We start from the raw sequence: 15,217 nt of genomic DNA, 5'->3' as shown, positions 1-15,217 counted from the left end.
ACCGAATTCACGACACGGAGCAGAAAGAGAACCAATGAAAGCAGCACGCCCCGGTAAGTTGAAACGCCAGGAAGATCAAGCCAGCTTTGTTAGCTGGCGTTTTGCGTTGCTGTGCGGCTGTATTTTGCTGGCGTTGACAGGGCTGTTGGTGCGTGTGGCTTACCTACAGGTGATCAACCCGGATCGGCTGGTGAAAGAGGGCGATATGCGCTCGCTGCGCGTGCAGGAAGTGCCTACCGCACGCGGCATGATTAGCGATCGCTCTGGCCGCCCATTGGCCGTAAGCGTGCCGGTGAACGCCGTCTGGGCCGATCCGAAAGAGCTGATTGAGCGCGGCGGAATTACGCTGGATTCGCGCTGGAAAGCGCTTTCCGATGCGTTGCAGATCCCACTGGATCAGCTATCTAACCGCATTAACGCCAACCCGAAAGGGCGCTTTGTTTATCTGGCGCGTCAGGTTAACCCGGCAATTGGTGACTATATCCACAAACTGAAACTGCCGGGGATCTACCTGCGCCAGGAATCACGCCGTTACTACCCTTCTGGGCAGGTGACCTCGCACATTATCGGCGTCACCAACATTGATGGCGAAGGGATCGAAGGGGTTGAAAAGAGCTTTGACCGTTGGCTGACCGGGCAACCGGGCGAGCGAACCGTACGTAAAGATCGTTATGGCCGGGTGATTGAGGATGTCTCCTCAGTGGATAGCCTGGCGGCGCACAACCTGATGCTGAGCATTGACGAACGCTTGCAGGCGCTGGTGTATCGCGAATTGAATAATGCCGTGGCCTTTAACAAGGCGGAATCTGGCACCGCCGTGTTGGTGGATGTGAATACCGGCGAAGTGTTGGCAATGGCCAACAGCCCATCGTACAACCCGAATAATATGGCCGGTACGCCGAAAGACACCATGCGTAACCGTGCAATTACCGATATTTTTGAACCGGGTTCCACAGTGAAACCGATGGTGGTAATGACGGCATTGCAGCGCGGCGTAGTGAAAGAAAACAGCGTGCTCAATACCATTCCTTACCGCATTAACGGCCATGAAATCAAAGATGTGGCGCGTTATTCGGAACTGTCCATGACCGGGATCTTGCAGAAGTCGAGTAACGTCGGTGTTTCTAAACTGGCGTTAGCGATGCCGTCCTCAGCGTTAGTAGATACTTACTCACACTTTGGACTGGGAAAGGCGACCAACTTGGGGCTGGTCGGAGAAAGTAGTGGCTTATACCCAAAAAAACAACGGTGGTCTGACATAGAGAGGGCCACCTTCTCTTTCGGCTACGGGCTGATGGTAACGCCGTTACAGTTAGCGCGAGTCTATGCCACGATCGGCAGTTTGGGCGTATATCGCCCATTGTCGATCACTAAAGTTGACCCGCCGGTCGCCGGTGAGCGCGTCTTCCCTGAAGCTACGGTGCGTACCGTGGTGCATATGATGGAAAGCGTGGCCTTGCCGGGCGGCGGCGGCGTGAAAGCCGCCATCAAGGGTTACCGTATCGCCATTAAAACCGGTACCGCTAAAAAAGTCGGCCCGGACGGTAAATACGTCAACCGATATATCGCTTATACCGCGGGCGTGGCGCCCGCCAGTCAACCCCGTTTTGCCTTGGTGGTAGTGATCAACGATCCACAGGGTGGCAAGTATTACGGCGGTGCGATTTCTGCGCCAGTGTTTGGTGCAATCATGGGGGGCGTGTTGCGGATCATGAACATTGAGCCGGATGCTTTGCCCACCAACGACAAAAGCGAATTAGTGATCAACAGTAAAGAGGGTACAGGTGGCAGATCGTAATTTACGCGATTTACTCGCTCCTTGGGTGCCAACGGCACCCGAGCGCCAGCTTAGGGAAATGATATTAGACAGCCGTATTGCGGCTGCCGGGGATCTGTTTGTCGCCGTTGTCGGCCATCAAACGGATGGCCGACGCTATATTCCGCAAGCCATCGCGCAAGGGGTTGCCGCCGTTATCGCCGAGGCTGAAAGCCAGGCTGAAGACGGCAAGATCTGTGAAATGCACGGTGTGCCAGTGATTTACCTGAGCCAACTTAATCAGCGCCTTTCCGCACTGGCCGGGCGTTTTTACCAGCAGCCCGCAGATCGCCTGCGTTTGATCGGCGTGACTGGTACCAACGGCAAAACCACCACCACGCAACTGTTGGCGCAGTGGAGCCAACTGCTGGGCGAAACCGCTGCGGTGATGGGAACGGTCGGTAATGGGTTGCTGGGGCAGGTTTGCCCAACGGAAAATACCACCGGTTCTGCGGTGGATGTCCAGCATATCCTGAACGATCTGGCCGAACAGGGCGCTACCTTTGCCGCAATGGAAGTCTCTTCTCATGGTCTGGTGCAACACCGCGTAGCCGCTTTACCCTTCGCAGCGGCCGTATTCACCAACCTGAGCCGCGATCATCTTGATTATCATGGCGACATGGCCAGCTACGAAGCGGCTAAATGGTCGCTGTTTGCGGATCATGAGGTTGGGCAGGCGATCATTAATGCCGACGATGAAGTCGGGCAGCGCTGGCTGGCTAAACTGCCGGATGCCGTGGCCGTGACCATGCACGATAACGTGCAGCTTGGCTGCCGTGGCCGCTGGTTGAAAGCCACCGCGGTGAATTATCACGATAACGGTGCCACCATCCATTTCAGCTCAAGCTGGGGCAATGGCGAGATTGAAAGCCGCCTGATGGGGGCGTTCAACGTCAGTAACCTGCTGTTGGCGCTGGCAACATTGCTGTCGCTCGGTTATCCGTTTGATGACTTGGTGAAAACTGCCAATCAATTGCAGCCGGTCTGTGGCCGCATGGAAGTGTTTAATGCGCCGGGCAAACCGACGGTAGTGGTGGATTATGCCCACACCCCGGATGCCTTGGAAAAAGCCTTGGAAGCCGCACGCTTGCATTGCCAGGGGCAACTGTGGTGCGTGTTTGGCTGCGGCGGCGATCGCGACAAAGGTAAGCGCCCACTTATGGGCGGCATTGCCGAGCAGTTCGCCGACCGCGTGGTGGTCACCGACGACAACCCGCGCACCGAAGAACCGCAGGCCATCATCAAAGATATTCTCGCCGGATTGCTGGATGCCGGGCATGTGCAGGTGATCCACGGGCGTGCAGAAGCCGTCACCAGCGCCATCATGCAGGCAAAAGGACAGGATGTCGTCTTGGTGGCAGGTAAAGGCCATGAGGATTACCAGGTGGTGGGGAACCGTCGCTTGGACTACTCCGATCGCACCACCGTCGCGCGTCTGCTGGGGGTGTTGGCATGATCCCGGTATCCCTTAAGACACTGGCGAAGGTATTGAGTGCCGAACTGATCGGTGCTGATTGCCAAATCACCGAAGTGACGACCGATACCCGTCAGGTCACGACAGGTTGCCTGTTTGTGGCGCTGAAAGGTGAGCGTTTCGACGCTCATGACTTTGCCGTTGATGCTGTCGCCGCAGGTGCAGGCGCGTTGCTGGTAAGTAAGCGCTTATTGGGGGATGTGCCGCAACTGGTAGTGAAAGACACCCGCATTGCGTTGGGGCAGCTTGCCGCTTGGGTGCGTCAGCAAGTTTCGGCCAAAGTGGTGGCGCTGACCGGCTCATCGGGCAAGACCTCGGTGAAAGAAATGGCCGCTGCCATTTTGCGTGAATGTGGCGAGGTGCTGTATACCGCCGGGAATTTCAATAACGACATCGGCGTGCCGCTGACGTTACTGCGTTTACAGCCGCAGCATGATTTTGCCGTTATTGAGCTGGGCGCGAATCATATTGGTGAGATCGCTTATACCACCGCTTTAACCCAACCGCAGAGCGCGTTGGTGAACAACCTGGCGGCAGCACATTTGGAAGGGTTCGGTTCTTTGGCTGGGGTTGCTCAGGCAAAAGGTGAAATCTTTGCTGGTCTGCCTGCCGATGGTGTGGCGATCATCAACGCCGACAATAACGACTGGCCGCATTGGCAGGCCCAATTACAGGGCAAGAAAGTGTGGCGCTTCTCGCCGCAGGCGGCAGAGTCCGTAGACTTTTTTGCCAGTGACGTACAGGTGAATGGCAAGGGTACGCAGTTTACTCTGCACACCCCATTTGGAACGGTGGCTATCGAGCTGCCACTGCCGGGCCGCCATAACGTGGCCAATGCCCTGGCGGCAGCGGCATTGGCAATGTCAGTCGGCGCAACCTTGGAAGCGGTGCGTGCGGGATTGCAACGACTGCAAGCGGTGCCGGGGCGTTTATTCCCGGTCGTGCTGGCGGAAGGCAAACTGTTGCTGGATGACAGCTATAACGCCAACGTCGGTTCCATGATTGCGGCTGCACAGACGCTGGCAGAAATGCCGGGTTACCGGGTGATGGTGGTTGGTGATATGGCCGAACTGGGTGCAGAAGCCGAAGAGTGTCACCGTCAGGTGGGAGAAACCGCCCGTCTGGCAGGGGTGGATAAAGTGATCAGCGTAGGCCAACTGAGCCAAGTGCTGAGTTCGGCAGCCGGTAACGGCGAGCATTATCAGGATAAAACAGCAGTGACCGCACGCGTGGCGGAATTACTGTCAGCACATGCGGTAATTACCGTGTTAATCAAAGGGTCACGTAGTGCCGCAATGGAGCAGGTAGTACGCGCGTTACAGGAGAAAGCACCATGTTAGTTTGGCTGGCCGAACATTTGGTCAAATATTACTCAGGCTTTAACGTCTTTTCCTATCTGACGTTCCGGGCCATTGTCAGCCTGCTGACCGCGCTGTTTATTTCTCTGTGGATGGGGCCGCGGGTGATCAAACGCCTGCAGGAAATGTCCTTCGGCCAGGTAGTGCGTAACGACGGGCCGGAATCGCACTTCAGTAAACGCGGCACGCCAACCATGGGCGGCATCATGATCCTGACCTCCATCACCATTTCGGTGCTGATGTGGGCTTATCCCTCTAACCCTTATGTCTGGTGCGTACTGTTCGTGCTGGTGGGCTACGGGATCGTCGGGTTTGTCGATGACTATCGCAAAGTGGTGCGCAAAGATACCCGAGGGTTGATTGCCCGCTGGAAGTACTTCTGGCAATCGGTGATTGCGCTGATTGCCGCTTTTACCATGTATGCCATAGGAAAAGACACGCCAGCCACCGAGCTGGTGGTGCCATTTTTTAAAGACGTCATGCCGCAACTCGGCCTGTTGTACGTGCTGCTGGCTTACTTTGTGATTGTCGGTACCAGTAACGCCGTTAACCTGACCGATGGATTGGATGGTTTGGCGATTATGCCAACCGTGCTGGTCGCCGCTGGTTTTGCGCTGGTAGCCTGGGCGACCGGTAACGTGAATTTCGCCAGCTACCTGCACATCCCGTATCTGCGCCATGCCGGTGAACTGGTGATTGTGTGTACCGCCATTGTGGGTGCCGGTTTAGGCTTCCTGTGGTTCAACACCTACCCGGCTCAGGTGTTTATGGGTGATGTCGGTTCACTGGCGTTAGGGGGAGCATTGGGGACTATCGCCGTGCTGCTGCGTCAGGAGTTTTTGCTGGTGATTATGGGCGGCGTATTCGTGGTTGAAACGCTGTCGGTGATCTTACAGGTGGGGTCGTTCAAGCTGCGCGGGCAACGTATTTTCCGCATGGCACCGATTCATCACCACTATGAATTGAAAGGTTGGCCAGAACCGCGCGTGATCGTGCGCTTCTGGATTATTTCGCTGATGCTGGTGCTGATTGGCCTGGCGACGCTGAAGGTGCGCTAATTATGGTGGATTATCAGGGTAAAAAAGTGGTCATCATCGGGTTAGGCCTTACCGGTTTGTCCTGTGTTGATTTCTTTATGATGCGTGGTGTGACGCCGCGCGTTATGGATACCCGTATTTCTCCGCCGGGGCTGGATAAGTTGCCTGAGAGCGTGGAGCGGCATTTGGGCGATCTGAATCAGGATTGGTTGCTGGATGCAGATTTGATCGTCGCCAGCCCAGGTATCGCCTTAGCGACGCCGGCCTTGAGCACCGCTGCTGATGCCGGTGTGGAAATCGTCGGCGATGTGGAGCTGTTTTGCCGCGAGGCACAGGCACCGATTGTGGCGATCACCGGTTCTAACGGTAAAAGCACGGTGACCACGCTGGTGGGTGAAATGGCTAAAGCTGCCGGTTGGGCGGTGGGGGTCGGCGGTAATATCGGCCTGCCTGCGCTCAGTTTGTTGCGTCAGGAATGCCAGCTTTATGTGCTGGAGCTGTCGAGTTTCCAACTGGAAACCACTAACAGCCTGCGTGCTGCCGCGGCGACGATCCTCAACGTGACCGAAGATCATATGGATCGCTACCCGTTTGGTTTGCAGCAGTACCGTGCCGCCAAACTGCGCATTTATGAAAATGCCAACTGGTGCGTAGTGAACGCAGATGATGCGCTAACCATGCCGGTGCGTGGTGCCGATGTACGCTGTGTCAGCTTTGGTGCCGACGTGGGGGATTATCACCTCAACCGCCAGCAGGGCGAAACCTGGCTGCGGGTTAACGGTGAGAAAGTTCTCAACACCCGCGAGATGAAGCTCACTGGTCAGCATAACTACACCAATGCGCTGGCTGCCTTGGCGTTGGCCGATGCGGTCAAACTGCCGCGCTCTTCCAGCCTGAAGGCGCTGACCACCTTTACCGGCTTGGAGCACCGTTTCCAACTGGTGTGGGAACACAATGGCGTGCGCTGGATTAACGATTCTAAAGCCACCAACGTTGGCAGCACCGAAGCGGCGCTGAACGGCCTGCAGGTTGAGGGTACGCTGCACCTGCTGCTAGGCGGTGATGGCAAATCTGCGGATTTCTCATCGCTGGCGCGTTATCTGCAAGGTGACAACGTGCGTTTGTACTGCTTTGGCCGCGATGGTGCCCAACTGGCAGAGTTGCGTCCAGAGATTGCGGCCTTGACTGACACCATGGAACAGGCGATGCAAACGATCGCTGGCCGCGTGAAAGCGGGCGATATGGTGCTGTTATCACCCGCCTGCGCCAGCCTGGATCAGTTCCGTAATTTTGAAGTGCGCGGCAACGAGTTTGCCCGTCTGGCGCAGGAGCTCGGCGGATGAGACTACGGGTGCCGACGTTTGGCCTGACCAACAAGCTGAAAGACTGGGTGATGGGGTCGCGTGAAAGCGATTCGAACAGTATGGTGCTGTATGACCGCACCCTGCTGTGGTTAACCCTTGGCCTGGCGGTGATCGGTTTTGTGATGGTGACGTCGGCCTCAATGCCGATCGGCCAACGTCTGGCAGAAGATCCGTTCCTGTTTGCCAAACGTGATGCACTTTATCTGGTACTGGCATTTGGCCTGTCGCTGGTTACGCTGCGTATCCCGATGGAAGTGTGGCAGCGCTACAGCAACGTCATGCTGCTGGTGTCGATGGTGATGCTGCTGATCGTGTTGGTGGTCGGCAGTTCGGTCAACGGCGCATCGCGCTGGATCTCTCTTGGCCCGCTGCGTATTCAGCCAGCCGAACTCTCCAAACTGTCGCTGTTCTGTTACCTGTCGAGTTACTTGGTGCGTAAGGTCGAAGAAGTACGTAGTAACTTCTGGGGCTTCTGTAAACCGATGGGGGTGATGGTGGTGTTGGCAGTGTTGCTGCTGGCACAGCCGGATTTAGGTACGGTGGTGGTGCTGTTTATCACTACCTTGGCGATGTTGTTTCTGGCCGGTGCCAAGATGTGGCAGTTCCTGGCGATTATCGGCTCCGGTGCGTTTGCGGTAGGGCTGCTGGTGATTGCCGAGCCCTATCGTATGCGCCGTGTGACCTCGTTCTGGAACCCATGGGCCGATCCGTTCGGCAGCGGCTACCAGCTAACCCAGTCGCTGATGGCCTTTGGCCGTGGTGAGTTCTGGGGGCAGGGGCTGGGCAATTCGGTACAGAAGCTGGAGTATTTGCCGGAAGCGCACACCGACTTTATCTTCGCGATTTTAGGTGAGGAATTAGGCTATATCGGTGTGGTTTTAGCCCTGTTAATGGTATTCTTCGTCGCTTTTCGCGCGATGTCGATTGGCCGCCGCGCCCTGGAGATCGATCAGCGATTTTCCGGTTTCTTGGCGTGTTCGATCGGCGTTTGGTTCAGTTTCCAGGCGTTGGTTAACGTGGGTGCGGCTGCGGGAATGCTGCCGACCAAAGGGCTGACGCTGCCGCTGATCAGCTACGGTGGTTCGAGTTTGATCATTATGTCGACGGCGATTGTGCTGTTGCTGCGTATTGACTATGAAACGCGCCTGACCAAAGCGCAGGCGTTTGTGAAGAGGTAACGGATGAGCGGTAAAGCTAAGCGTTTAATGGTGATGGCGGGCGGTACCGGTGGGCATGTGTTCCCGGGGCTGGCGGTTGCGCATCATCTGATGGCGCAGGGCTGGCAGGTGCGCTGGCTTGGAACCGCCGACCGTATGGAAGCCGATTTGGTGCCAAAGCACGGGATCGAAATCGATTTCATCCGTATTTCCGGCTTGCGCGGCAAAGGGCTGAAGGCCCAGTTGACCGCGCCGCTACGCATTTGGCGTGCTGTGCGTCAGGCCAAGGCGATTATGTGCAACTATCAGCCCGACGTGGTGCTGGGGATGGGCGGTTACGTTTCCGGCCCTGGTGGCCTGGCCGCCTGGTTGTGCGGTATCCCGGTGGTGCTGCATGAGCAGAACGGTATTGCGGGTTTGACCAATCGCTGGCTATCGCGCATCGCCAAGACGGTGTTACAGGCTTTCCCTGGCGCGTTCCCAAATGCGGAGGTCGTGGGTAACCCGGTGCGTACCGATGTGTTGGCATTACCGCTGCCAGCGGAACGCTTGGCTGGGCGTGAAGGGCCGGTTCGCGTGCTGGTGATTGGCGGCAGCCAGGGCGCACGCGTGCTGAATCAGACCGTTCCTGAAGCCGCAGCGCTGCTGGGCGATAAGATTACCCTCTGGCATCAGGTAGGCAAAGGGGCTCTGGAAACGGTACTGCATGACTACCAGAGGGTAGGGCAGACCCAGCACAAAGTGACTGAATTTATCGATGACATGGCGGCTGCTTATGCCTGGGCTGATGTGGTGGTGTGCCGTTCCGGTGCTTTGACCGTCAGTGAGATTGCAGCGGCCGGTTTGCCCGCCATCTTCGTGCCTTTCCAGCATAAAGATCGCCAGCAGTATTGGAATGCGCGTCCGCTGGAAGCCGCAGGCGCAGCGAAAATTATTGAGCAGCCGCAGTTTAACGCTGGAGCAGTCGCGGAACTGTTGGCGGGCTGGGATCGCCCAACGTTACTGATGATGGCTGAGAAAGCCCGTGCGGTGGCGATCCCGGATGCAACGGAACGCGTGGCGGCGGAGATCGTTCGCGTAGCTAAATAGATAATGCAGGGCTTGGCTCGCCGAGCCTTATGAAGAATAAGCAATGTGGGGTTCGCAAATTGAACCCGGATAGAGAGAGTGATGAATACACAACAATTGGCGAAACTACGTACTTTCGTGCCTGAGATGCGACGCGTCCGGCACATCCACTTTGTTGGCATCGGTGGTGCCGGCATGGGGGGTATCGCCGAAGTGTTGGCTAACGAAGGTTATCAGATCAGCGGTTCCGATTTGGCACCGAATCCGGTCACCCAACAGTTAAGCGAGCTTGGGGCAACGATTTATTTCCACCACCGCCCAGAGAATGTGTTGGATGCGAGCGTAGTCGTGGTTTCCACCGCGATTTCGGCAGATAACCCGGAGATCGTCGCCGCCCGTGAGGCACGTATTCCAGTGATCCAGCGTGCAGAGATGCTGGCCGAACTGATGCGTTATCGCCATGGCATTGCGATCGCCGGTACGCACGGCAAGACCACCACCACGGCGATGGTATCGAGTATTTACGCAGAAGCCGGTTTGGATCCGACTTTTGTTAACGGCGGGTTGGTGAAGGCGGCGGGGACTCATGCGCGCTTGGGCTCCAGCCGTTACCTGATTGCCGAGGCCGATGAGAGCGATGCGTCGTTCCTGCATCTGCAACCGATGGTGGCGATTGTCACCAATATCGAAGCCGACCATATGGATACCTACCATGGCGATTTCGAAAACCTGAAGCAGACGTTTATCAATTTCCTGCACAACTTGCCGTTCTATGGCCGTGCGGTGATGTGTATTGATGATCCGGTGGTGCGTGAATTGCTGCCGCGCGTGGGCCGCCATATTACCACTTACGGCTTCAGTGAAGATGCCGATGTGCGCGTAGAGAGCTATCGCCAGATCGGCCATCAGGGGCACTTTACCCTGAGCCGCCAGGACAAGCCGTTGCTGACGGTGACTCTGAACGCACCGGGCCGTCATAATGCGCTGAACGCGGCGGCGGCGGTTGCGGTAGCAACGGAAGAAGGCATCGCCGATGAAGCCATTCTGCGTGCGCTGGCTGGTTTTCAGGGAACGGGCCGTCGTTTTGATGTCCTTGGTGACTTCCCGTTGGCAGCGGTTAACGGGAAACCGGGCAGTGCGATGCTGGTGGACGATTATGGTCACCATCCGACCGAAGTGGACGCCACCATCAAGGCCGCGCGGGCAGGTTGGCCGAGCAAGCGCCTGGTGATGATTTTCCAGCCGCACCGTTTCACGCGTACCCGCGATCTGTACGACGATTTTGCCCATGTGTTATCGCAGGTGGATGTGCTGCTGATGCTGGATGTTTATCCGGCGGGTGAAGCGCCGATCCCAGGTGCCGACAGCCGTTCGCTGTGCCGCACCATTCGCAATCGCGGCAAGTTGGATCCGATCCTGATTGCCGATGCGGAAATCGTGCCGGAAACGCTGGCGCAATTGTTGCAGGGGGACGATCTGATTCTGGTGCAAGGTGCGGGCAACGTCGGTAAAATTGCGCGCAAATTAGCTGAGTTGAAGTTGCAGCCACAGAATAAAGAGGAGGGCTACCATGGCGGATAAAGTTGCCGTGTTGCTGGGTGGAACCTCCGCAGAACGAGAAGTGTCACTGCAATCCGGTGCCGCAGTGCTGGCCGGGTTGAGAGAAGCCGGTATTGATGCTCACCCGATCGATACCCGCGATTTCCCGGTGACCCAATTGAAAGAACAAGGGTTTAACAAGGTCTTTATCGCGCTGCACGGGCGTGGCGGTGAAGATGGTACCTTGCAGGGCCTGTTGGAGTTTTTGCAATTGCCTTATACCGGCAGCGGTGTAATGGCATCGGCCCTGACCATGGACAAGTGGCGCACCAAGCTGGTGTGGCAATCTATGGGTTTACCGATCGCCCCTTATGTGGCGCTGTGCCGCCAGCAGTATTTTGGTAGCGAACGGGATAGCCTGCTGGCCGCCGTGGCAGCGCTGGGTTTACCGTTGATCGTCAAGCCGAGCCGCGAAGGCTCCAGCGTTGGGATGAGTAAGGTCACCGAGAGCAGCGCTCTTGAAAGCGCGTTGACAGAGGCTTTCCGCCATGACGACGACGTGTTGGTGGAAAAATGGTTGAGCGGCCCCGAATATACCGTGGCGATCCTCGGTGATCAGGTGTTGCCTTCCATTCGCATTCAGCCGGCTGGGGTGTTTTACGATTATCAGGCCAAATATATTGCCGACGACACGCAATATTTCTGCCCGAGCGGCCTGAACGCGCAGCAGGAAGCCGATATGGCTGCACTGGCACTGCGCGCCTATCGTGGGCTTGATTGCAGCGGTTGGGGACGTGTTGACGTGATGCAGGACAGCGATGGCGGTTTTTATCTGCTGGAGGTGAATACCTCGCCAGGCATGACCAGCCACAGTCTGGTGCCGATGGCGGCGCGTCAGTCAGGGCTAACGTTCTCGCAGCTGGTTGCGGCAATTCTGGCACTGGCTGACTGAGATGTCGCAAGCGGCTCTGAATACGCGCGATCGCGAGGTGGATAACGGCCCGCGCCGCAGCAATGGAACACAACTGGCAGGCATGATTTTCCTGCTGATGGTGTTGGGAACCATTTTGTGGGGCGGTTGGGCGGTGATTGGCTGGATGAAAGATGCCAGTCGCCTGCCGCTCTCGAAGCTGGTGGTGACCGGTGAACGCCATTACACCACCAACGACGATATTCGCCAGGCGATCCTGGCACTGGGAGCACCCGGCACCTTTATGACGCAGGATGTGGACATCATCCAGCAGCAGATTGAACGCCTGCCGTGGATCAAGCAGGCCAGCGTGCGTAAACAGTGGCCGGATGAGCTGAAGATCCATCTGGTGGAGTATGTCCCGGTGGCGCATTGGAATGATTTGCACATGGTTGATGCTGAAGGGAAGTCGTTCAGCGTACCGACAGAACGCTTAGGCAAACAGAAATTGCCGTTGCTCTATGGCCCTGAGGGCAGCGAGCAGGATGTTCTGGAAGGTTACCGCGCGATGAACAGCATGTTAGCGGCCAGTAAGTATACGTTGAAGATGGCGGCAATGACTGCCCGCCATTCATGGCAGTTGGCTTTGGATAACGATGTTCGGCTGGAGCTGGGACGTGACGATCGCATGGGGCGTCTGCAACGCTTTATCGGGCTTTATCCCGTATTGCAGCAGCAGGCGCAGGCGGAAAACAAGCGTGTCAGCTATGTCGATTTACGTTACGACACTGGTGCTTCGGTAGGTTGGACTCAGGCGTTTATCGACCCGCAGGCGGGTGTACAGGCAGCAGGCGATCGGCCAAACAGTAATCAGCAACAGAATCAGGCACAGGCAAAACAACAATGATCAAGTCGACGGACAGAAAACTGGTAGTTGGACTGGAGATCGGAACTGCAAAAGTTTCCGCATTGGTAGGGGAAGTTCTGCCCGATGGCATGGTCAATATTATCGGGGTGGGCAGTTGCCCTTCTCGCGGGATGGATAAGGGTGGTGTCAACGACCTGGAATCGGTAGTCAAATGCGTCCAGCGTGCTATCGATCAGGCCGAACTGATGGCTGATTGTCAGATTTCTTCGGTTTATCTGGCATTATCGGGTAAACATATTAGCTGTCAGAACGAAATAGGGATGGTTCCTATTTCAGAAGAGGAAGTGACTCAGGAAGATGTAGAGAATGTGGTGCATACCGCCAAGTCGGTACGCGTACGCGATGAACACCGCATCCTGCATGTGATTCCTCAGGAATATGCCATCGATTATCAGGAAGGCATCAAAAACCCGGTGGGGTTATCCGGCGTGCGTATGCAGGCCAAGGTGCACCTGATCACCTGCCATAACGATATGGCGAAGAATATTGTCAAAGCGGTGGAACGCTGTGGTCTGAAAGTGGATCAGCTGATTTTCGCCGGTCTGGCGGCCAGCTATGCGGTGCTGACCGAAGATGAGCGTGAACTCGGCGTTTGTGTGGTGGATATCGGCGGCGGTACCATGGATATCGCGGTGTATACCGGCGGGGCTCTGCGCCATACCAAAGTCATCCCTTATGCCGGGAACGTGGTCACCAGCGATATCGCCTATGCCTTTGGTACACCACCGGCAGATGCGGAAGCGATTAAAGTTCGACACGGCTGTGCGCTTGGGTCGATTGTCAGCAAGGATGAGAGCGTAGAGGTGCCGAGCGTTGGCGGGCGCCCACCACGTAGTCTGCAAAGACAGACATTGGCTGAAGTGATTGAGCCACGCTACACCGAACTGTTGAATCTGGTTAACGATGAAATTTTGCAATTGCAGGAGCAACTGCGAAGCCAAGGGGTGAAGCACCATCTGGCAGCGGGTATTGTGCTGACCGGCGGTGCCGCTCAGATTGATGGCTTGGCAGCCTGTGCGCAACGGGTATTCCACACCCAGGTACGCATCGGCCAACCCTTGAACATCACGGGTCTGACGGATTACGCACAGGAGCCTTATTATTCCACTGCGGTAGGGCTGTTGCACTATGGAAAAGAATCTCACCTGAGCGGTGAGGCAGAAGTAGAAAAACGCGCCTCGGTGGGCAATTGGTTTAAACGTATCAATAGCTGGCTGAGAAAAGAGTTTTAATGTTTCAACAAAGAGATCATGCTGAATTCATCTTTTTATGATCTCGCAGCGACAGGCACAAAACGGAGAGAAACTATGTTTGAACCAATGGAACTAACCAATGACGCGGTGATTAAAGTCATCGGCGTCGGCGGTGGCGGTGGCAACGCCGTTGAACACATGGTGCGCGAGCGCATTGAAGGTGTTGAATTCTTTGCCGTTAACACAGACGCTCAAGCGTTACGTAAAACGGCAGTGGGCCAAACCATCCAAATTGGTAGCGGTATTACTAAAGGATTGGGGGCAGGCGCGAACCCGGAAGTGGGTCGTAATTCGGCGGAAGAAGACCGTGAAGCCCTGCGTGTAGCCCTGGAAGGTGCAGACATGGTCTTTATCGCAGCAGGCATGGGTGGCGGTACTGGCACCGGTGCTGCGCCCGTGGTGGCTGAAGTTGCCAAAGAACTGGGTATCCTGACCGTCGCTGTGGTGACCAAGCCTTTCAATTTTGAAGGCAAGAAGCGCATGGCATTTGCTGAGCAGGGTATCGCCGAGTTGTCCAAGCACGTGGACTCGCTGATCACTATCCCGAACGACAAGTTGCTGAAAGTTCTGGGCCGTGGCATTTCTCTGCTGGACGCGTTTGGCGCGGCTAACGACGTGCTGAAAGGCGCGGTGCAGGGGATTGCCGAACTGATCACCCGTCCTGGCCTGATGAACGTCGACTTCGCCGACGTGCGCACCGTAATGTCCGAAATGGGCTACGCGATGATGGGCTCAGGTGTCGCGAGCGGTGAAGACCGTGCGGAAGAAGCGGCGGAAATGGCGATCTCCAGTCCACTGCTGGAAGATATCGACCTGTCCGGCGCCCGTGGCGTTCTGGTCAACATCACCGCTGGCTTCGATCTGCGTTTGGATGAGTTCGAAACCGTGGGTAACACTATCCGTGCTTTCGCTTCTGACAACGCGACCGTGGTGATCGGGACTTCGCTGGATCCAGAAATGAACGATGAATTGCGTGTAACCGTGGTGGCTACCGGTATCGGTATGGACAAACGTCCTGAAATCACTCTGGTAACCAACAAACAGGCCAGCCAGCCAGTGATGGATCATCGTTATCAGCAGCATGGGATGTCGCCGCTGCCGCAGGACGTTAAACCTGCTGCTAAAGTGGTGAACGATCAGAGCACGCAACCGAATAAAGAGCCTGATTATCTGGATATTCCGGCCTTCTTGCGCAAGCAGGCAGACTAGGAATAAGCTGGAAGTTTGGAATCTCCGCTCTTTGTGCTAAACTGTCCCGCCAGCTTTGCTATATGCTTGGCTGGTAGGATGGATAAACATTGCGAGATAAAACG

General features: G+C 56.3%; 12 protein-coding genes. All 12 read left to right on the top strand.

Going from position 1 to position 15,217, the window contains the following annotated elements:
- Positions 1-34: 34 nt before the first annotated feature.
- The 12 genes from AC2A1E_RS06695 (at position 35) to ftsZ (ending at position 15,113) form a co-directional block, all read left to right on the top strand.
- Complete coding sequence (locus AC2A1E_RS06695; RefSeq protein ID WP_459401293.1) at positions 35-1,798, top strand: peptidoglycan glycosyltransferase FtsI; 1,764 nt, start codon at positions 35-37, stop codon at positions 1,796-1,798.
- Positions 1,785-3,272, top strand: a complete 1,488-nt coding sequence (gene murE, locus AC2A1E_RS06690) for a UDP-N-acetylmuramoyl-L-alanyl-D-glutamate--2,6-diaminopimelate ligase (protein WP_484383105.1) — start codon at positions 1,785-1,787, stop codon at positions 3,270-3,272. The genes AC2A1E_RS06695 and murE overlap by 14 nt, the downstream gene beginning before the upstream one ends.
- The gene (murF, locus tag AC2A1E_RS06685) at positions 3,269-4,630 is read left to right on the top strand and encodes a UDP-N-acetylmuramoyl-tripeptide--D-alanyl-D-alanine ligase (RefSeq protein ID WP_484383104.1); all 1,362 of its coding nucleotides are present in this window, start codon (positions 3,269-3,271) and stop codon (positions 4,628-4,630) included. Before murE ends, murF begins: the two co-directional genes overlap by 4 nt.
- On the top strand, positions 4,624-5,706 hold the full coding sequence (gene mraY, locus AC2A1E_RS06680; protein WP_459401296.1) for a phospho-N-acetylmuramoyl-pentapeptide-transferase: 1,083 nt from the start codon (positions 4,624-4,626) through the stop codon (positions 5,704-5,706). Before murF ends, mraY begins: the two co-directional genes overlap by 7 nt.
- Before the next feature lie 2 nt (positions 5,707-5,708).
- Positions 5,709-7,028, top strand: coding sequence for a UDP-N-acetylmuramoyl-L-alanine--D-glutamate ligase (murD, locus tag AC2A1E_RS06675; RefSeq protein ID WP_484383103.1), 1,320 nt, complete (start codon positions 5,709-5,711; stop codon positions 7,026-7,028).
- Positions 7,025-8,227: a cell division protein FtsW gene (ftsW, locus tag AC2A1E_RS06670; protein WP_459401298.1), complete on the top strand. Its 1,203-nt coding sequence runs from the start codon at positions 7,025-7,027 to the stop codon at positions 8,225-8,227. Before murD ends, ftsW begins: the two co-directional genes overlap by 4 nt.
- A gap of 3 nt (positions 8,228-8,230) precedes the next feature.
- Positions 8,231-9,295: an undecaprenyldiphospho-muramoylpentapeptide beta-N-acetylglucosaminyltransferase gene (gene murG / locus AC2A1E_RS06665; protein WP_484383102.1), complete on the top strand. Its 1,065-nt coding sequence runs from the start codon at positions 8,231-8,233 to the stop codon at positions 9,293-9,295.
- 81 nt (positions 9,296-9,376) lie between these two features.
- Complete coding sequence (gene murC / locus AC2A1E_RS06660) at positions 9,377-10,855, top strand: UDP-N-acetylmuramate--L-alanine ligase (protein ID WP_484383101.1); 1,479 nt, start codon at positions 9,377-9,379, stop codon at positions 10,853-10,855.
- Positions 10,845-11,765, top strand: a complete 921-nt coding sequence (locus AC2A1E_RS06655) for a D-alanine--D-alanine ligase (protein WP_484383100.1) — start codon at positions 10,845-10,847, stop codon at positions 11,763-11,765. Before murC ends, AC2A1E_RS06655 begins: the two co-directional genes overlap by 11 nt.
- A 1-nt stretch (position 11,766) precedes the next feature.
- Positions 11,767-12,630, top strand: a complete 864-nt coding sequence (gene ftsQ, locus AC2A1E_RS06650) for a cell division protein FtsQ (protein ID WP_484383099.1) — start codon at positions 11,767-11,769, stop codon at positions 12,628-12,630.
- On the top strand, positions 12,627-13,883 hold the full coding sequence (ftsA, locus tag AC2A1E_RS06645; RefSeq protein ID WP_459401303.1) for a cell division protein FtsA: 1,257 nt from the start codon (positions 12,627-12,629) through the stop codon (positions 13,881-13,883). Before ftsQ ends, ftsA begins: the two co-directional genes overlap by 4 nt.
- A 75-nt stretch (positions 13,884-13,958) precedes the next feature.
- On the top strand, positions 13,959-15,113 hold the full coding sequence (gene ftsZ, locus AC2A1E_RS06640; RefSeq protein WP_459401304.1) for a cell division protein FtsZ: 1,155 nt from the start codon (positions 13,959-13,961) through the stop codon (positions 15,111-15,113).
- Positions 15,114-15,217 lie beyond the last annotated feature (104 nt).

Source organism: Serratia sp. HNCC26DJ206 (genome assembly GCF_057180605.1).
This window is presented reverse-complemented; position numbering and strand designations above follow the sequence as displayed.